The sequence below is a fragment of the Mogibacterium diversum genome (genome assembly GCF_002998925.1).
In the GTDB taxonomy this organism is placed as follows: domain Bacteria; phylum Bacillota; class Clostridia; order Peptostreptococcales; family Anaerovoracaceae; genus Mogibacterium; species Mogibacterium diversum.
In genome coordinates this window covers 779222-799023 of sequence record NZ_CP027228.1, presented here as the reverse complement: position 1 = coordinate 799023, position 19802 = coordinate 779222, and the positions used below count along the sequence as shown (strand labels likewise).

The 19802-nt window shown below is 41.1% G+C and carries 16 protein-coding genes; 13 read left to right on the top strand and 3 right to left on the bottom strand.

Translation table 11 applies throughout. The features are described 5' to 3' along the window. Positions 1 to 38 precede the first annotated feature (38 nt). Positions 39 to 830 carry a DUF4352 domain-containing protein gene (locus C5Q96_RS03760; RefSeq protein ID WP_106057079.1) on the top strand — a complete coding sequence of 264 codons (792 nt, stop codon included), beginning with the start codon at positions 39 to 41 and terminating at the stop codon, positions 828 to 830. A 91-nt stretch (positions 831 to 921) separates the two neighbouring features. On the opposite strand, the gene C5Q96_RS03755 is transcribed toward C5Q96_RS03760, so the two are convergent. Together C5Q96_RS03755 and C5Q96_RS03750 are read right to left on the bottom strand one after the other, a co-directional pair. Next, the gene (locus C5Q96_RS03755) at positions 922 to 1449 is read right to left on the bottom strand and encodes a nitroreductase family protein (RefSeq protein WP_106057078.1); all 528 of its coding nucleotides are present in this window, start codon (positions 1447 to 1449) and stop codon (positions 922 to 924) included. A 113-nt stretch (positions 1450 to 1562) separates the two neighbouring features. After that, positions 1563 to 2501: a DUF2877 domain-containing protein gene (locus tag C5Q96_RS03750; protein ID WP_106057077.1), complete on the bottom strand. Its 939-nt coding sequence runs from the start codon at positions 2499 to 2501 to the stop codon at positions 1563 to 1565. A 288-nt stretch (positions 2502 to 2789) separates the two neighbouring features. Between C5Q96_RS03750 and allB (C5Q96_RS03745) the strand changes: the two genes are divergently transcribed. The 7 genes from allB (C5Q96_RS03745) (at position 2790) to C5Q96_RS03715 (ending at position 10872) form a co-directional block, all read left to right on the top strand. Further along, positions 2790 to 4163, top strand: a complete 1374-nt coding sequence (gene allB / locus C5Q96_RS03745) for an allantoinase AllB (protein ID WP_106057076.1) — start codon at positions 2790 to 2792, stop codon at positions 4161 to 4163. A 36-nt stretch (positions 4164 to 4199) separates the two neighbouring features. Then, positions 4200 to 5561, top strand: coding sequence for an NCS1 family transporter (locus C5Q96_RS03740; RefSeq protein ID WP_106057075.1), 1362 nt, complete (start codon positions 4200 to 4202; stop codon positions 5559 to 5561). A gap of 99 nt (positions 5562 to 5660) precedes the next feature. Beyond that, positions 5661 to 7064 (top strand): allantoinase AllB, encoded by a 1404-nt coding sequence (allB, locus tag C5Q96_RS03735; protein WP_106057074.1) that lies wholly within the window; start codon positions 5661 to 5663, stop codon positions 7062 to 7064. Between the two features lie 28 nt (positions 7065 to 7092). Beyond that, positions 7093 to 8463, top strand: coding sequence for an NCS1 family transporter (locus C5Q96_RS03730; protein WP_106057073.1), 1371 nt, complete (start codon positions 7093 to 7095; stop codon positions 8461 to 8463). Positions 8464 to 8606: 143 nt separating this feature from the next. Further along, entirely contained in the window at positions 8607 to 9410 is an 804-nt protein-coding gene (locus C5Q96_RS03725; RefSeq protein ID WP_245905605.1) for a protein-ADP-ribose hydrolase, read from the top strand. Next, positions 9394 to 10389: an SIR2 family NAD-dependent protein deacylase gene (locus tag C5Q96_RS03720; RefSeq protein WP_205764005.1), complete on the top strand. Its 996-nt coding sequence runs from the start codon at positions 9394 to 9396 to the stop codon at positions 10387 to 10389. Before C5Q96_RS03725 ends, C5Q96_RS03720 begins: the two co-directional genes overlap by 17 nt. 27 nt (positions 10390 to 10416) lie before the next feature. Further along, entirely contained in the window at positions 10417 to 10872 is a 456-nt protein-coding gene (locus C5Q96_RS03715; RefSeq protein WP_106057071.1) for a GNAT family N-acetyltransferase, read from the top strand. A 37-nt stretch (positions 10873 to 10909) separates the two neighbouring features. Here C5Q96_RS03715 and C5Q96_RS03710 read toward each other — a convergent pair whose 3' ends face one another. Continuing rightward, on the bottom strand, positions 10910 to 11761 hold the full coding sequence (locus C5Q96_RS03710) for an alpha/beta hydrolase (RefSeq protein ID WP_106057070.1): 852 nt from the start codon (positions 11759 to 11761) through the stop codon (positions 10910 to 10912). 380 nt (positions 11762 to 12141) lie between these two features. Here C5Q96_RS03710 and allE point away from each other — a divergent pair, with 380 nt between their 5' ends. The 5 genes from allE to C5Q96_RS03685 all read left to right on the top strand — a co-directional run bounded on the left by allE (position 12142) and on the right by C5Q96_RS03685 (position 19796). After that, positions 12142 to 12927 carry a (S)-ureidoglycine aminohydrolase gene (allE, locus tag C5Q96_RS03705; protein WP_106057069.1) on the top strand — a complete coding sequence of 262 codons (786 nt, stop codon included), beginning with the start codon at positions 12142 to 12144 and terminating at the stop codon, positions 12925 to 12927. 104 nt (positions 12928 to 13031) lie between these two features. Continuing rightward, on the top strand, positions 13032 to 14084 hold the full coding sequence (gene allD / locus C5Q96_RS03700; protein ID WP_106057068.1) for an ureidoglycolate dehydrogenase: 1053 nt from the start codon (positions 13032 to 13034) through the stop codon (positions 14082 to 14084). Between the two features lie 19 nt (positions 14085 to 14103). Continuing rightward, positions 14104 to 17109, top strand: coding sequence for a bifunctional FdrA/YlbE family protein (fdrA, locus tag C5Q96_RS03695; protein ID WP_106057067.1), 3006 nt, complete (start codon positions 14104 to 14106; stop codon positions 17107 to 17109). Positions 17110 to 17200: 91 nt separating this feature from the next. After that, positions 17201 to 18133 (top strand): carbamate kinase, encoded by a 933-nt coding sequence (arcC, locus tag C5Q96_RS03690; RefSeq protein ID WP_106057066.1) that lies wholly within the window; start codon positions 17201 to 17203, stop codon positions 18131 to 18133. 52 nt (positions 18134 to 18185) lie between these two features. Then, entirely contained in the window at positions 18186 to 19796 is a 1611-nt protein-coding gene (locus C5Q96_RS03685; RefSeq protein WP_106057065.1) for an L-lactate permease, read from the top strand. Positions 19797 to 19802 lie beyond the last annotated feature (6 nt).

The following is a 19802-nucleotide window of genomic DNA, read 5'->3' as shown; positions in this document are numbered from 1 at the left end:
TTTTTTAGACGGAGCGTCATGCTCCGCAGGAGGCATGTATGTCTATGTCAAAAAGACATTCAATTAAGATATTTTTTACACTAATGCTAGCATTGGGGATTAGTCTTTCTATGGCAGCTTGTTCGTCTTCTTTTAGCAAAGCAAAGCTTAAAGAACTTTATGCACACCCTGAAGAGTTTAAGGGCAAGACGATAAAAGAATTAAAAATGCAGATTGTTGCTGTAGATAAAGTCCACGGGGAGATTCATCTGCAGGGATATGAGGACTTCGCCAAGCAGGAGCACCCAACAGTTGTAGTTGTATCCGATAATAAGGTAAAGTACGAAGATGGCGAATATATAAAAGTAAAGGGTAAAGTCATTGGCAAAGCGCAGGTCGTTGATGCGGAATCGACAGAAATGACGGCTGTTAAACTCGAAGCAAAAAAGATTCAAAAGATAAAATCAACTGATGCGATTCCGGCGGAGGAGACTCTGGATATCGGATATGATGTTAAGGTTAAGGGCGTTTCAGCTACCGTTCAAAAGGTTGATTTAACAAGCGATGAGACGAGAGTTTACATTAAGGTAAAGAATGGCACTAAGAAAAACATCGAAATATATCCAAATCAAAGCATACTTAGTCAAGACGGCAATGATTATGAGGCTGACCTAGAAAATTATCTTTATGACGATGTTCATATGCAAAAAAATATCAAGGCTGGAGCGAGCATATCTGGAGTGATCATATTCAAGAGGATAGATTCAAATCTTCCATTCAAATTTACATTAGAAGGCGCTGATAATGAAGGTAATGAACTTGAATTACCTTTCTCCTTCGAGATGCAGTAATCCGATGAATATATAAAGAGCAATGCATTCAATGGCTGAACGCATTGCTCTTTTAAATCTATGATTTGTATTTTTTGTTAGGCTATCTAATTTACCATTTTTCGTTATGAACCTTATCTGAAGGAAAACTTGGCAGCTCATGAGCCTTAGGCTGTTCATCAATATGACCTAGCACTAGTAGAGCTTCCACCTGCATGTTTTTAGGTGGGTTGAGTCTTGCATTTACAAATTCTTCAGCTGTAACACCCTCCACGTTTGAAGGACGTAACCTAATCTGAAGCCAAACTGCGCCTAAACCAAGATCGGCTGCTTCGAGTAGCATGTGAGTCATAGCAATTGAGCTATCCTCTGTATATGTATCAGTCTTATCTGAATCAGAATAAACCGCAATGGCAACATTAGCCGTCTCGAGCATCTTTGCGCCTCCCTTACGGCAGTTCATCAATTCTCTAAGAGTATCCTTTTCTCTGACAACTACAAATTCCCAAGGTCTAAGTCCTTTACCATTTGGAGCGAGTAGGGCTGCTGAAATAATATCGTTTAATTCCTTCTCTGTAACAGGTTCGGTGTTATACTTACGAACACTGCGTCTCTTCTGCATTGTTGTTAGTAGACTCATTTCAAATACTTCCTTTCGTCTTAGATATACACATTATACCACAAAATTAAAAAGTGGTTGAAACACAATTAAATATTCAAAAAAATACCTTCGTTTCAACAGCTGATTGAATATTAAATTTTAGAAAGATGTGTCATGCTCCAATATATTCCCGTTAACGTATCTATACCAGATGTATGACCTATATCTAGAAAACTGTCTAGCAAATTATCGATTTTATCTTGTTCAATGCCCGGTGACTGAACATTATCTAAACATAATGAATCATATAGATCTATGATTGCCTTGCTAAATTGACCTCTTAATGCACAGTCGATGAATGTGCTGCTTATTTCGTTAGTATTGTTTCGTCTACTACATACTGAGTTAGATAGAGCTGAAATCAGTTTGTGGTTAAAGCATTGCGGAAGTGCTTTAAATGTTGAAAGTACCCCCGTCATAAAGTCGTCACCGCTAGGTGTAAGACCAGTGCCAACACCTATCAGACCTGATAGTAAATCACACAATTTAGTAAGCTGATTCGATTTAGTGGGTTCATCTGCTGAATTCCCAGACATCATAGTGTTACATATCGATTCCGCATCAATTAGTTTTTTCTTGGCATATGAAAGGGCAATATCATCTGGAGTGTTTTGTGATTTTATGAGGGTTGAAAAACCGTCTCTATCAGAGGCTATTATAAGCTGCCACACTACATCCTTTAACGAAGATGAACAGGTGTGCTCGTAGAGCGTATCATCATAAACATCATAGGCGCGATCTAGTGAAATGATATTTTCCCCTACTAACAAATTGGTACCATCTATTGATACAGGACTATTAGATTTTATTTTTAGTCTGTCTAAACCCGTTTCGTCCAATGGCAAAATGATGCTTATAGGAGAAACTGGAGAATCAGCAATCTGCAGTGCTATAAGCTGACCATCGAGCATTAGATTTATAGTGCGTTCATATATTGAATGAACGTACAAGTCTATGTTTGGTCTAAGTTTAGCTGATTTCAGTCTATTGAAAGTTTTTATTGTGTACATAGATGTTTGCAATATGTCCATCTTTACTACCCTCGATTTGGAATTATTAACACTATTATAACAAAAACTAAAAAGTATTTTAGTTTTAACGTACAACTTCAACAAACAATAAAAAATTTTAATTAAAAAAAGACAATCAATCCGTATTTAAATAAATAAGGATATTGAAGATTTTTAGCTACTAATGTAGTATATATCCATAGAAATATTGAAATTGGTTGACCACATTTTTTTATAAATGAATGTACCTAATCAATTTAATTAATTACTTCACATTTATAGTCTAAAAGGCTATAGGGAGGGGATTATATGTATGATTTATTAATTAAGAACGGACAGGTAGTTACACCTGATCTAGTTCAGGATGCAAATATTGCTGTCAAAGATGGCAAGATTGCAGCCATACTAGCAAAGGGTGATGAACCTGAAGCGGCTAAAGTAATTGATGCAGCTGGCAAGCAGGTTTTTCCTGGAGCTATTGATACTCACGCACATCTTAATGATCCGGGCTACGAGTGGAGAGAAGACTATGAACATGGAACTGCAGCAGCTGTAGTTGGTGGATATACGACGATCATCGATATGCCACTTCAAAATGAACCAGCGCTTACTACACCTGAGATTTTTGATGCTAAGCTAGCAAAGGTTCAGCCTAATGCGTATTCAGATTTTGCATTCTGGGGAGGACTTGTACCGGGTAACCTTGACCAGCTAAAGGGTCTCGATGAGCGAGGAGTAATAGCTTTTAAGTCATTCCTAGGACCAGTATCACCTGACTATTCACCGCTAACATACGGGCAGGCATATCAGGCCATGAAAATCATAAAGGAATTTGGCGGCATGGCTGGATTCCACTGCGAAGATTTTGCGATGATTAAAGAAGGGGAAAAGGCACAAAAGGAAGCTGGTAATCTCACATGGAGAGGTTTCCTCGATTCAAGAACTCCAGCATCTGAAATCGTAGCAACAGAAACTGTAGTAGAAATTGCTAAGGAGCTTGAATGCCGTGCACACATCTGTCACGTAAGCCATCCAGCAGCCGCTGAGAAGGTGTATGAGGCGCAGTGTGAAGGATATCAGGTTTCTGCAGAGACATGTGGACATTACCTGTCATTCACAGAAGACGATGTGTTAGAGAACGGTCCGCTATTCAAGTGCGCTCCTCCGCTCAGGACGAAGGCAGATGTTGAAGGCATGTGGATGTGCGTAGAAGCAGGTGTTTTCGCTGGGCTAGCATCAGATCATTCGCCTTGTACATATGATGAGAAGTTCAATGAAATCCTAGGACAGAAGATAGAGAATGTATTTGACGTATGGGGTGGAATAAGTGGCATCCAGAGCTGCGTTCAGGCGATTTACTCTGAAGGAGTTTTTAAGCGCGGAGTTGACCCACGTGTCCTTGCTAACTCATGGGCTAAGCTGCCTGCAGAAGCATTCCACATTTATGGAAAGAAGGGTGATATTAAAGTTGGCTTTGACGCTGATATTGTAATAATTGACCCTGAGAGAGAATGGGAGATTACAGCAGATTCTCTATACTATGTAAATAAGATTTCTGCATTTGTAGGAATGAAAGGTAAGGGTCTACCTGTAGCTACTTTCGTAAGAGGGGAGCTAATGGCAGAAGACGGTAAGCTTGTTGGACAGAAGGGTACAGGCGAACTGGTTAAGAGACTATTCTAAACGAAATTATTTGAAAAATTAAAGGAGAATATTTTAATGAGTATTGTAGATAACAAAACACTTGATCCGAATCTTGTTGTCGGAGTCAATGAAGACCTACAGCCGACAAAGAGTCGAATCATGGGATCGCTATCTTACACAGCATCGTTTCTAGGTGGTTGTGTATCCATCGGTACATTCTCGATGGGATCAGCACTCATAGGCACACTAACAATCGCGCAGGCTATTCTAGCTATGACGATCGGATGCCTTGTAATTGCAATTGCGCTAGTGCTTATCGGTAATGCAGGACATAAGTATGGTATGCCATATGTTGTTCAGCTAAGATCCAGCTTCGGTACAACTGGTGTAAAGATTCCAGGAGTTCTTAGAGGTCTTCCGGCTATCGTGTGGTTTGGATTCCAGTCATGGGTTGGAGCAGGAGCTATCAACAGCTGCTTCAAGATTCTGTGGGGATTCGATAACCTCCCAGTTGTATTTGGCCTCTTCACGCTTCTGCAGGTTGGCCTCGCTATCAAAGGATTCCACGGAATCAAGTGGCTTGAGAACTTCTCTTGCGTATTCATCGTAGCAATCCTCGCATACATGCTATACGTTGTAAAGACTAAGTTCGCCGTAGATATCAGCGCATCGTTTGCAAATGTTAAGGGTACATGGGGTATGCCTTTCTGGGCTGCGACAACTTCGTTCCTTGGAATCTACTCGACAATGATCATCAACGCATCAGATTACTCGAGAAACCTTAAGGAAGACATAAAGCCAGTTAAGACTGGTTCGATTTATACGATCGCTATCCTGCCAGTAACACTGTTCATGGGACTCATCGGACTTCTCGTTACTGCAGCAACAGGAAATTCAGACCCAGTAGTCGTATTCTCAACAACAATGGGAAGCAAGTTCCTAACAGTTATCACACTGTTATTTATCGCATTCGCACAGGTTACAACTAACGTACTGAACAATATCGTTCCACCAGCATATGTTCTGATGGAGTCCTTCAAAATGAAGTGGTCACATGCGACAGTGCTCGTTGGTATCCTATCTGTGTGCGTAATGCCTTGGAAGCTAGTTACTGCTGACTCAGCTGCTGGACTATCCCTTTTCACAAAGGTATACTCCGCATTCCTCGGACCTATCTTTGCTGTAATGGTTGTAGATTACTACTTCCTTCGTAAGAGCACACTTGATATCAATACTCTTTACGACAAGCAGGGTCCTTTCAAGGGAATCAACTGGGCAGCTATAATTTCAATCGCTGTTGGAGCCCTCGTATCAGTATTCGTTGTAGACCTATCGTGGTATATCAGCCTCATCCCAACAGGTGTTGTTTACTATCTACTGATGAAGCACATGCCATCTTCTAAGAATTTCAGAACTGGAACAATCTTTGAAGACTAATAACAAATTCAGTTAGAATTTTATGTAATCATTCATTCAATAAATAAGTGGAGAGGTGCGATAAGCATCTCTCTCTACTCATAATAAGGAGGATTAGACATGTATGATCTAATTATCAAGAACGGTAAGCTGGTTACACCAGACCGTGTCTACGAAGCAGATATTGCTGTAAAAGACGGCAAGTATGCTGCATTCCTAGCTCCAGGGACTGAAGCTGAAGCTACAGAAGTTATCGATGCAGAGGGAAACCTAGTATATCCGGGAATCATCGATTGCCATGCTCACCTAAACGAGCCTGGATTCGATTACAGAGAAGACTTTGAAACGGGTTCAAGAGCAGCCGCTGTTGCAGGCTGTACAACTCTTATCGACATGCCTCTTAACAATGACCCATCGCTCATGAATAAGGAAATCTTTGATCTAAAGATGAGCAAGATTACTAAACATTCATACATCGACTTCGGTCTATGGGGTGGAATTGTAGGGGACTTCGATGATGATCCAGACTCGGTTCATAACAATCTTGCTGATTTAGAGGACCTTGAGAAGGCTGGCGTAGCTGCATTTAAGGGATTCACATGCCCTAACGGACCACTTTTCCCAACTGTGAATATGGGTAACGTTCGTGAAGCTCTTGAGCTTCTAAAGCCATACAAGGCTCTCTGTGGATTCCACTGCGAAGAATATGGACAGGTTCTCGAGAGAGAGAAGAAGGCTAAGGCTATGACCGGTCTTTCAAGACAAGAGAAAATCAGAGCTTTCCTCGATTCTCACGATGTATGGACAGAATACGTAGCTACTAAAAATGTAATAGACATGGCTAGAGCAACTGGCGGTAGAGTGCATATCTGTCACGTAAGTCATCCTATGGTTGCACAGGTCGTTAAGGAAGCTCAGTACGAAGGGCTACCAATAACTGCTGAGACGTGCCCTCACTACCTAGGTTTCTCAGAAGATTTTGTGTTTGAAAAAGGCGGACCAGCTAAGTGCACACCACCTCTAAGGACTAAGGAAGACGTAGAAAAGCTTTGGGATTATGTACTCGATGGAACTTTATCATGCGTTGGTAGTGACCACTCACCAGCAGCGGACGAGGAAAAGGATAATGAGTCGAGAGACATTTGGCAGGCCTGGGGCGGACTCAATGCTATACAGTTCTTCCTGCCTATGATGTTCGATATGGTAGTACATCAGAAGAAGCTTTGCCCAAGCCTAATAGCTAAGGTTATGGACTATAATCCGGCAAAGGTATTCGGTTTCTATGGACAGAAGGGTGCATTTGAAATTGGGTTTGACGCTGATGCGGTAATTCTTGATCCAGAAAAGCCTTGGAAGGTTGAGCAGGAGAAGCTCTTCACAAAGGGACATGTAACTTGCTTCGACGGACTGGAAGGAAAGGGTGCACCAACATGCACAGTTATCCGTGGCCGCGTTGTCGCTAAGGATGGTATGTATGTAGAAGAAGCTAAGGGCTTTGGAAAGTATGTAACACCAGTTAGATAAAGGTGCTAAATAATTAAGGGAGAACAATATGAGTACAGAAAACAAGAACGTAAATACCTCTAATAATGAGGGCGAGAGCATCAAACCGATTCCGTGGGAGAAACGTACCATGAGCTGGGGCTCGAACACTATGCTTTGGCTCGGTGGCTGTATCTCAATCGGAACTTTGGCAATGGGATCCGCTCAGATGGAGACAGGTCTCAATTTAATACAGCTGTTCCTAGCAGTGCTGCTTGGCTCAACGATACTAGTAGTTGGAATAGCTATGAATGACCAGTTCGGTTATAAGACTGGAGCACCATATTCCATCCATCTTAAGAGTGCATATGGTACTAAGGGGAATGTACTTCCATCTATGATAAGAGGTCTTCCGGCTATCGTATGGTATGGCTACCAGACATGGCTAGGTGGAGCTGCTATCAACAATATTTCGAAACTATTATTCCACTATGATAATATCTGGCTATTCTTCATCCTCTTCCAGATTGTGCAGATTCTGCTCTCAATCAAGGGATTCAAGGGTGCAAAGTGGGTCGGAAATATCGGCGGAACGGTAATTGTAATTGCAATGTTCTATCTGCTTTACATATGCCTTACAACTCAGTGGGATGCTATTTCTGCTAACCTAATGCATAAGAGCGGTACATGGGGACTTCCATTTGTTGCTTCTGTAATTGCTTTCTTTGGAAACTCAACTACAGTAATGCTCAATGCATCGGACTATTCTCGTGAGATGAAGCAAGGATACAGCGCACCTGTAAGAGGCTTCTCGTATTTCATGGCTATGGTTCCAGCGACAGTTATGCTTGGAATTATTGGTGCTATGGCGTCGACAGCTACTGGAATTGCAAATCCAATCAACGCATTTGCTGAGATGGTAGATAATAAGATTGTACTAGTTGTTACGCTGGCATTTATCATATTTGCACAGCTTTCGACAAACCTTGCAAGTAACGTAATTCCACCAGCATACGTATTCATGGATACATTTAAGATGAAGCACAGAACTGCTGTAATCCTAATCGGAATCCTTGCAGTAGCAACTTGCCCATGGATCCTAACTAATGATAGCTCTGCAAAAGGTCTATCGCTATTCGTTAAGATTTATTCGGCGTTCTTCGCTCCAATCTTCGCTATCCTTATTGTTGACTACTTCATTCTCCACAAGAGAAACTTCACTAAGGAACAGCTAGACGATCTATATAATCCAAATGGGTCAAAAGCTGGTGTAAACATGGCGGCTATCATTGCAACTGTAGTAGGTGCAGCAATTGGACTTTACAAGGTTGACCTTTCGTTCTTCACAGCTACGATTCCTACAGGGGTTATCTATTACCTGCTAATGAAGAATATGAAGTCTTGTGAGAACTTCAGAAAAGGAACTACACTCGAGAAATAAACTAGTAGAGATTATATTACGGGATTTGCGAATAACTTTTCCTAAAATAGACTAAAATTCATCAAGCCCATTCACTCAAATATTGAGTGAATGGGCTTTTGTTTTGGTATAATATCTTTAAGTTGTGAAAGCGGGGAAAAGATATGAATGAAAAGATGACGCAAGCTGAGAGGTTAGATTTTCTAGTTGAGCAATTTAAAGCGGATTCTATAGATTATAAAGATTTGCAAACGCCAGGGGACGTTGTTGGAAAAAGGCGACTTCTTCGTTCACTTATGAACATACGCAGCCCTCGTCACATCGACGATTTAATTTTGAGAGTTCAAGATGAATATTTAAAAGGTGTAGCAGATGAGCATGGAATTGTTGAAGTAAATGATATTCCTATTAGAAGCGAATGTCTCTCAATCTGGCAAGGGGACATTACTAGGCTATCTGTAGATGCAATAGTAAATGCTGCCAACTCACAGATGCTAGGCTGTTTTATCCCTATGCATACTTGTATAGATAACTGCATTCATACATACGCAGGAGTACAGCTTAGAGAGGAATGTAATAGGCAGATGAATCAGCTAAGAGCCAAGTTCGGAGCAGATTACCAACAGCCAACGGGAATCCCTATGCTTACAGACGGATATAACTTGCCGGCGAAGAAAGTTATCCATGTTGTTGGACCTATCGTGCAGTTCAGTCTTACTCATGAGCTTGAGCAAGACCTTGCAAATTGCTATATCAATACACTGAATATGTGCATGGAAAACAGTTTAAAGACAGTAGCGTTTTGCTGTATATCGACAGGGGTATTCCATTTTCCTAATGAGCGCGCTGCAGAAATTGCAGTTAGTACTGTAAGAAGCTGGCTCTCGGAACACCCAGGGGTTATGGACAGAGTGATATTTAACGTATTTAAGGACGAAGATAGAGGGTATTATGAGAGACTTATTTAGAGATAGACCTAATGGATATATAGAGAGCATAAAGAGAGGGCAAGCGGTTATGAGCTACCTCAATGGGCAGATGGTTTATGGTGAAGGCTCTATTCAAGAAAGAACTGAAAAGCTGGCGGTAGCCATAGAGTCAGCCGATGCCGTAATCATCGGAGCAGGGGCAGGGCTTTCAACATCGGCGGGTTTTACGTATAGCGGCGAACGATTTGAAAGATATTTTTTTGATTTTGCTGAGGAGTATGGAATAACCGATATATATTCAGGCGGTTTTTTTCCATTTCCTAACGATGAAACTCGCTGGGCATGGTGGGCAAGGGCAATTTATTATAATAGATATATAAAGGCTCCTAAGCCTGTCTATGAAAATTTACTTAAGGTTGTTAGTGGAAAAGATTATTTTGTAGTAACTACGAATGTTGATCACCAGTTTCAGAGGGCAGGTTTTGATAAAAAGAGACTATTCTATACACAGGGGGACTTCGGGCTGTTCCAAAGTGAGAATGGTAAGGATGGCATTACCTTTGACAACGAAGTCTGGGTCAATAGAGCTATGGAGGCACAGGGATTTATACGTGATGATTCTGGCGAATTCGATGTTCCTAGTGATAAGTCAATCAAGATGCAGATACCTTCTGAACTAATTCCTGTTATGCCGACCACAGGAGGACCAGTAACAAATAACCTTAGAGCTGATGGGACTTTCGTCGAAGATGGTGGCTGGCGAGATGCTTCGGCAAGATATTCGGATTTCCTGCGCAGACACGAGAACATGAATGTGCTATTTCTTGAGCTAGGTGTCGGTGCAAACACACCGGTGATAATAAAGTTTCCATTTTGGCAGATGGCGATTACAAATAAGAACTCAACTTATGCTTGTGTTAACTATGGAGAAGCATTTTGTCCAGCAGAACTTGAAGATAGAAGCATTTGTATTAGCAGTGATATCGGTGATGTGCTTGAAACAATACTGCAGTTCTAATCAATAGCTTAGGAGAATTTGAGTTGCATGAATATCTTAATTGAAAAAGGCATAAATGATGCTGATGCATTGTCTCTATGTGAATGGTCTAATGATAAGGGTAAGGATTTTCAAGAACAATGGATGGGGAACAAGGTATCTTATCCGCTTGATTGTGACAAAATAAGAAAACTTGAAAATGTTTTTTCAATTTTCAATGATGATGAGTTTGTCGGAATAATACAAGAAATAAGGTCAAGTATAGATAGTATCCACATCGGTAGGTTTGTAATAAATCCTGAAAAAACAGGTATGGGCTTAGGTTCAATGGCATTAAAAGAATTTTTAAAATACATTTTCGATAATAAAAACGTTAATAGCATTACATTATCAGTTTTTGATTCTAACAAAGTTGCTAAGAACCTATATGAAAAACAAGGGTTTATAATAGAGAAAACAATTGAGAAACCAAAGTTAAAATATATTATGAGAAGATTCCGATGAATTTTCATACGGAATCCCTCATAGCATCTAATTATATTTAAATATTATTAGATATAAATGCAATAGTCTTATTAAGAAGTTCAACTGTCTCAGGTTCATTAGTATTCCTGTCGAAGTCATGTTCAGGTATAGAGGCAACGAATTTATCCGGATGATATTTACTACATAGGGCGATGAATTCGCTATATGGAACATCTGTGTCACCTGTACTATGTGCAGCAAATAAAGGCGCCGGAAGACTATCTACGGCTCTTAACGTGTATAACAAAAAGAAATATTTATCGCGCCCCTCGTATATTAAGTCTTTCCATTTCCCAGTCTGCCTTGCGTATATATATGTGCTGAAATAGTTAGCTATATCCCCTCGATATACGATTTCTTTATCGTGAATCTTCGTAGAGCCTTCTTCGACAATAGGAAGGTTCACATAGTGTGGGCTTGGCGTGTCATACCAGCTGTCACATAGAAATCCATAACCGTAGTACGAAATTATTCCGTTCAATTTAAGGTGGAGCTTATCGCTAGCAGATGCGAGCAATGCGAGGTAAGCGCCTGCAGATCGCCCCCAGACGAATAATGGGAGATCGCTTCTAAGACCAGTTAGCTCAAAACAATTATTTATAGAATCAATAATGTCTTCTAGAATATCATCAATCTTCGCCTGCGGAGCAAGAGGGTAATCAATAGCTAAAATAGCGTATCCCTCGTCTGTTAATTTCTCTTTATGAAGTTCCGGCAAATCCTTTGCATTACCACATAGCAGTCCGCCTCCGTGTATGTATACGATTAAAGCGCGTATAGAAGAATCGCTAGGATAATAAAGAGTGAATCTTCTTGACGAGTTAATACTGTTTTCTTTTAAAACCGTAATATTCTTAACATTTAACATAATTTTAATAACTCCTTCGCTTGCTATCCAAAAAAATTTTTATGTTAAAAATAAAAATTATCTAACCAATGAATTATAAATTAATGAATACAAATAGAGCTTGTATATTTAAATATCATTGAATTATAAAATATGCAAAATAAATATATCTTAGAAAGCTTGAAAATACATGATAAATACAATGAAATCTTATAGAATTATATAACACTATTAGATAAAATTCAAAAAAGCAATAAGGACGATATTTAGAACACAAAATTTCAAACTAACACTTGAAAAAAAGGTTGAAAGATGATTAAATTGTAATAGAAAATTGGTTGATAAGTTTCACCAAATTAAAAGTCTATTATTATTAAACATGAGGAAGAGAGGTAAACTTCATGAGTTATTTAAACAATAATACTGGTTACAGAGAGACACTGCTTTCGACAAGATCTGTTTATAAGAAGGGTAAGTACACTATTCTTGAGCCAGACGGCATCGTTAAGAACGTTATCCCCGGCTACGAGAACTGCGATACAACTATTCTAGGTTCACCTGCTATGGGCGCATCATTTGCTGATTATATTTCAACAGTTCATCCAGGCGGAAAGAACGATAAGATTGGAGGAGATGGAATCGAATCTTTCCTATATGTAATTAGTGGAGAGCTTACAGTAAAGAATGCTGACAAAGAGGCAGATTTGACAGAGGGTGGTTACATTTATTCGCCAGCAGATAAGCCATTCAGCTTCGTAAACAATAGCGATAAGGACGCTTTCGTTTATATCTACAGAAGAAGATATAACCCACTTCCTGGGAAAGAAGCTTACACAGTTGTTGCAAATATTAACGATACACCTTGGAAGGATTACGAGGGCATGACAAACTGTCAGAGCAAAGATTTCCTCCCTGCAGCAGAGGATCTAGGATTTGATATGAACATGCACGTACTGAAATTTGCTCCAGGTGCATGCCATGGATATATCGAAACTCATATTCAGGAGCATGGCGCATACTTCCTACAGGGTAAGGGAATGTACGTGCTTGATGATGAGTGGGTTCCTCTACAGAAGGGTGACTATGTATTCATGGATTCATACGTACCACAGGCTTGCTACGGTGTAGGTACTGAAGACTTTATCTACATCTACTCAAAGGATTGCAACAGAGACGTTGAGCTGTAAGTTTAAACAATATTAAGAATTGTTGGTAACAGGTTCGCGTCATAGATGCGGACCTGTTTTTATAGAAAGAATTTGTATATACAGGTTCATGGAGGAAAAAACAAGTGAAATTATCTAGAGAAGAATTAAAGGGCCTGATGAAAAATAAGCTCATGCAGGCGGGACTACATGCTGATGACGCTGAAACTACAGCAGAGATTCTTACTTGGGCTCATGAAAGGGGCTACTATTCTCACGGTGCAGTAAGAGTTGAGTACTATAGTGAGAGAATTGCTAAAGGTGGAATCACGGTTGAGCCAAACATGACTTGGAAAGAAACTGGACCATGCTCTGGAATCCTTGATGGAGATAATGGAATAGGTTTTACTGTTGCTAAGGTAGGCATGGAAAAAGCTATTGAGATGGCTAAGAAGAATGGAATCGCTGTTGTAGGAATGGCAAACCTGTCACACTCGGGATCCATTGGTTACTACACCGAGATGGCTGCGGATGAAGGGCTACTAGCAATTTCGTTCTGCCAGTCAGATCCTATGGCAGTTCCTTACGGTGGTGCTGAACCATATTACGGAACAAACCCTATGTCATTTGCAGCTCCAACCGCCGATGATAGAAAGGTAGTATTCGATATGGCTACTACAGTTCAGGCTTGGGGAAAGATTTTGGATAAGAGGTCTAAGCATGAGGAAATTCCTGCAGATTGGGCGGTAGATGAGAATGGTGCTCCTGTAACAGACCCACATAAGGTCAATGCGCTTAACCCTATTGCTGGAGCTAAGGGGTATGGACTCATGATGCTCGTTGATGTCTTCTCTGGAATTCTTCTTGGTGTACCATTCGGTGGTCATGTTAGCTCCATGTATCATGATCTATCAGAGGGCAGAAGACTTGGTCAGATGCATATCGTAATTGACCCAGAGAGATTTGTTGGCGCAGAAGCATTCAAGAAGGCTATGAGCCAGTGCCTAGACGAACTTGATGCAATGAAGCCTGCTCCAGGATTTGATAAGGTAAACTTCCCTGGAGAGAGAGCTAAGAATAGAATGGAAAAGGCTTATGCAACAGGTGGTTTAGATGTTGCAGACGAACTAGTCGAGTATCTAAAGGGTGAACCGGTTCACTTCAATAGATATGATCACAAGAATAGATTTGCTGACTAATATAAAAGGGAGAGAATAAATGCTAAAGACAATTGTAAAAGCAGGAAGTTATCATGATTCTGTTACCCTAATGCTACTTACCAATGCGGTTTCAACAGTTGATGGTGTAAACAAGGTATCCATCATGATGGCAACTCCAGCTAACAAGGACATTTTTAAGCAGAGTGGGCTTGAGACTGAAGAGCTAATGAATGCAACTGCCAACGATATGGTAGTTGTTGCTGATGTAACAGAAGAGAGCGTGCTCGATGCGCTTATGGATAAGGTTGACGAGTACTTCGCAAAGGAAGCAAATGCTGATAAAAAAAGCGAAGGAAATAAATCAGCAAAGAGCTGGGATCAGGCACTTAAGCAGATGCCAGATGCAAACCTAGCAGTAATCTCCATTCCAGGAGCTTACGCTGCACTTGAGGCAGATAGAGCTCTCGACGAGGGTATGAATGTATTCATGTTCTCTGACAATGTAACGATTGAGGATGAGAAGAAAATCAAGGATAAGGCTCACGAAAAAGGGCTCGTGGTAATGGGCCCAGACTGTGGAACTGGAATCATTCAGAGTGTGCCAATTGCATTCACAAACACTGTAAATCCTGGTTCAATCGGCATAATAGGTGCTTCAGGAACGGGTATTCAGGAGCTCACAACTATTATAGATAGACTGGGTGAAGGTGTAACAAATGCTATCGGTACCGGTGGACGTGACCTCTCTGAAGAAGTTGGTGGTACCACTATGATGGATGTCATCGACGCTATGGAAAAGGATCAGACAGTTAAGGTGCTCGTAGTTATCTCAAAACCACCAGCAAAGTCAGTAAGAGATAAGATTGCCGCAAGACTTAGCGTTTACAGCAAGCCTGTAGTTTGCCTATTCCTAGGTGAGAAGCCAGAGTATTATGAAGAAGGTCTATATCAGACTTATACACTTGATGAGTGTGCTCGTCTTGCAGTCAGTCTAGTAAGAGGTCAGAAAGTGGCTGAAGGGACTGTTGATTGTGACAGGTCTAAGTTCTTCAAAACTGAAGATAAGAAGACAATCAAAGCATATTATTCCGGCGGTACATTGGCAGGCGAGGCCGCTATGATGATTAAGGATGCCCTTAAGATTACTGATAATACGCATGCAGATGGATTTAAGCTAAATCACGACGGTCACGTTGTAATTGACCTAGGTGATGACATGTATACTCAGGGTAAGCCACATCCTATGATTGATCCTACAAAGAGAGTGGAATGCATGGAAGAGGCTATGGACGATCCTAGCACAGGTGTAATCCTATTTGACGTTGTTCTAGGATATGGTTCTCATGACGATATGGCAGGCGCCCTTATTCCTGCTGTTGAGACGCTAAAGAATAAGGCTAAAGCTCAGAATAGAGAGGTTTTCTTCGTAGCAGAGGTTTGCGGAACAAGAAATGATTATCAGGGTTATGACGAATCTGTTAAGAAACTTCAGGATGCAGGTGTAATCGTTGCAGAGACTAACAAGCGAGCTGTTGAGACGGCTATCGAAGCTGTAGGATATAAATTTACTGAGGAGCCAAAGGAAACAAGACCTAAGGAAGTAAAGGAATTTACTCCAGCTGAGCCTTCAGAAAAGCTTTTATCGATGCTTTCACACAAGCCAAAGGTAATTAACATCGGTCTTAAGAGCTTTGCAGAGGTTACAGCTAAGTTCGGATGCGATGTAGTTCAATATGACTGGATGCCACCAGCAGGAGGAAATATTGAGCTCATTAAGGCTCTTAACTTCCTCAGAAACTACGAAGGATTTGATATCGACGAAGCAAACCGTAAGGTTATCGCTAAGGTTGTAGCTGCACAGCCAGTTCTGAAGGATAATGTTCCAGCTATGACGGTTATCCCTGAGCTCAACGAGAACAATGGAAGAGTTATTCTTCACGCCGGCCCTCCTATTGAGTACAAGGATATGCCTGCTACAGTACAGGGTTCTTGTGTAGGTGCAGTATTATTCGAAGAGTGGGCAGACAACGAAGCTGATGCTCGTAAGCTCCTTGAGTCTGGAGAAATTAAGTTCATCCCTTGTCACCACTGCAATGCAGTAGGTCCTATGGGAGGAATTACTACTCAGCATATGCCAGTGTTCGTGGTTCAGAACGAAACTGATGGTAATTATGCATACTGCCAGATGAATGAAGGAATAGGAAAGGTTCTTAGATTCGGTGCATACTCAGAAGAGGTTGTAAACAGACTAAGATGGATGAGAGATGTTCTAGGTCCAACACTCGGAAGAGCTATAAGAAGCATCGAAGGTGGACTGAATGTTAATCCATTAATTGCTAAAGCAATTGCTATGGGTGATGAATTCCACCAGAGAAATATTGCTGCTTCTCTATGCTTCCTAAAGGAAATGGCACCGATAATCACCGATATGGATATGCCAGAGGATGAAAAGTCTCAGGTAATCAAGTTCCTGTCTGATACAGATCAGTTCTTCCTCAATATAATGATGGCTACAGGAAAGTCAATCATGGATGGAGCTAGAAGACTTACAGAAGGAACTGTAGTAACCGCAATGTGCAGAAATGGTGTGAATTTCGGAATCCGTATCGCAGGTATGGGAGATGAGTGGTTCACTGGACCAGTTAATACACCACAGGGTCTCTATTTTACAGGATATGACGGGGAAGATGCTTGCCCAGATATCGGTGATAGCGCTATTACAGAAACCGTTGGAGTTGGTGGTATGGCTATGATTGCTGCACCGGCTGTAACAAGATTTGTTGGTGCTGGTGGATATGAGGATGCTCTAAATACATCAAATGAGATGACAGAGATCACAATCGATAGAAACCCTAATTACATTATTCCAAATTGGAATTTCACTGGTACTTGCCTAGGAATCGACGCAAGACTTGTTGTTGAGAAGGGAATCACTCCTGTAATCAATACAGGTATTGCTCACAAGATTGCTGGATTTGGTCAGATCGGTGCCGGAACAGTGCACCCACCAATTGAGGCATTTGAAAAAGCAGTACTAGCGTATGCAAAGAAGCTTGGTTTCTAGAACGTATAGAAATCTTATAAGACAAAACAACGTAGCGGCCTGAGAAATCAGGTCGTTACTATTATTAGACAATATCAAGGGGGATATAAATATGGCAAAGAAGATTGTCATCGCACTAGGAGGAAATGCTCTAGGCAATACAGTTGATGAGCAGCGTGAAGCGGTTGCTCATACTGCGGAAGTAATCGTTGATTTGATTGCTGAAGGCCATGACCTTATAGTTACACACGGGAATGGACCTCAGGTTGGAATGATTCAGAATGCAATGGATGCTCTTGCAGCTACACACCATGGATATGGTGCGGTTCCGCTACCTACAAGTGTTGCTATGTCACAGGGATACATTGCAATCGACCTTCAGAATGCAATAAAATACGAGCTTAAGAAGAGAGGAATGGACAAGAAGGTATCATCGATTATCTCACAGACACTCGTTGATCCTGCTGATGAAGCATTTAAGAATCCAACTAAACCGATTGGAAGCTTTATGACTAAGGAAGAAGCAGACAAGCTTATCGCTCAGGGTGTCTCAGTAGTTGAAGACTCTGGCAGAGGTTACCGCAAGGTGGTTGCATCGCCAATGCCACTAAGAATCTGCGAGCTAGGAACTATCAGAACACTTGCTGAAGCAGGTCATGTTGTAATCACTTGTGGAGGTGGCGGAATTCCAGTATTTGACGAAGGTGGTAAACTCGTTGGAGCAGAGGCTGTAATAGATAAGGATAACGCTTCGAGTCTTCTTGCAAGGGAGATTGGGGCTGATTATCTCGTAATCCTTACAGCCGTAGAAAAGGTTGCCATCAACTTCGGCAAGGAGAACCAGGAGTGGTTATCTGATCTTTCAATTGATCAGGCTAAACAGTACATTTCTGAGGAGCAGTTTGCAAAAGGCTCAATGCTACCTAAGGTTGAAGCGGCTATCCGCTTTGCAGAATCTGGAGAAGGCAGAAATGCGCTTATAACACTGCTAGAGAAAGCTAAAGAAGGTATAAACGGAGAGACGGGAACGGTTATTCACAAATAATTCATCCCGCATAAAATAATTGTCCGTATAATTCATAGGAGTTATTAAGAAAATGAACATACCTGTTAATTTTGCGATGTGGGGCATGGCTATCTTGCCAATCATCGTATTAATCGTATTAATGATCAAATTCCGCTGGGGTGCTACTGAAGCTGCTCCAGTTGGATTGATTGTAACAATTGTATCTGCAATGACGTTTTACAAAGCGCCAGCCAATCTTGTTGCCGTTGAGAGTGCAAAAGGTGTATGGAGTTCTTTGGTAATACTCTTAATCATCTGGACGGCGATATTACTATATCAAGCAGGTCAAGAAGCGAACGCTTTTCTAGTAATAAAAAATGAGCTTAGCAAGCTCATTCCAAATGAGCTACTGCTGATATTAGCTCTCGGTTGGGTGTTTGTAAGTTTCTTGCAAGGAATTACTGGATTTGGGGTTCCGGTTGCAGTTGGAGCACCGCTATTAATAGGAATAGGTGTAAGACCGATATATGCTGTTGCAATCTCGCTTCTAGGTCAGGCATGGGGAAATACCTTTGGCACATTGGGAGCAGCTTGGGATGCACTTGCTGATTCTGCTGGAATTAAAGCTGGAAGTGATGAGTATTTTAAGGCAGCTTTTTGGGCAGCGGTATTTCTATTAGCGTGGAATCTTGTTACAGGTGTTATTATTTGCTGGTTCTATGGTAAAGGAAGAGCTGTTCGCAAGGCATTTCCCGCTGTTCTTATTCTGACACTTGTTGGAGGAGGCGGACAGCTAGTTTTGAGCCAGATAAATACGACGCTGAGTAACTTTATTCCTGCGGTTTTAGCTCTTGTTATAGTTATGCTTCTCGGTAGGATGAAGCTCTATAATACTGATTGGAAAATCGAAGAGTCTTCAATCATGGACAGAACAGAAAGAAGCGACAAAGCTGAAGGTGAAATTCCTGATATGACACTATTTCAGGCATTTCTTCCATATTTGCTTTTATCAGCTATGACGATTGCTGTTCTAGCTATAAAGCCTGTTAATGAAGCTCTTGGACATTTTAAAATAGGTATCACAGTTCCCGAAACACGTACGGGGTACGGAATTGTAAACATGAGCAGTAACAATTATTCGCCAATTGCGATATTTACACAGGCTAGCATGTTTCTTTTCCTCGCAGCCATAATAGCGCTCATTTACTATAAGAAGAAGGGTTGGATAAAGGAGGGAGGCATAAAGACTGCCTTTGCAAACTCTATATCCATGACAATGCCTTCAGGGATGGCTGTAATCGGACTTGTAATAATGTCGAAGATTATGGGTGGCACTGGTCAGACAATAGTTCTATCACAGGGAATTGCAAATGTACTCGGAAGCAAGTACCTACTACTTGCTCCGTTTGTTGGTCTTCTCGGAACATTTATGACGGCTAGCAACATGAGCTCAAATATATTATTTGGTGGATTCCAAGTTACTACTGCTAATCTACTGCATGTTTCTACTTCCGGCGTACTCGGTGCTCAGACTGCGGGTGGTGCTATTGGTGCTGCAGTTAGTCCAAGTAAAATTATTTTAGGCACGACTACAGCTAACATTCTCGGCAAAGAGGGTGAAGTGCTAAAGATTCTACTCGCTATAACAATTCCAGCAACGATATTAATCGGCGCTTTCTTGTTCGCAGTATTTGGAATATAGGAGGTG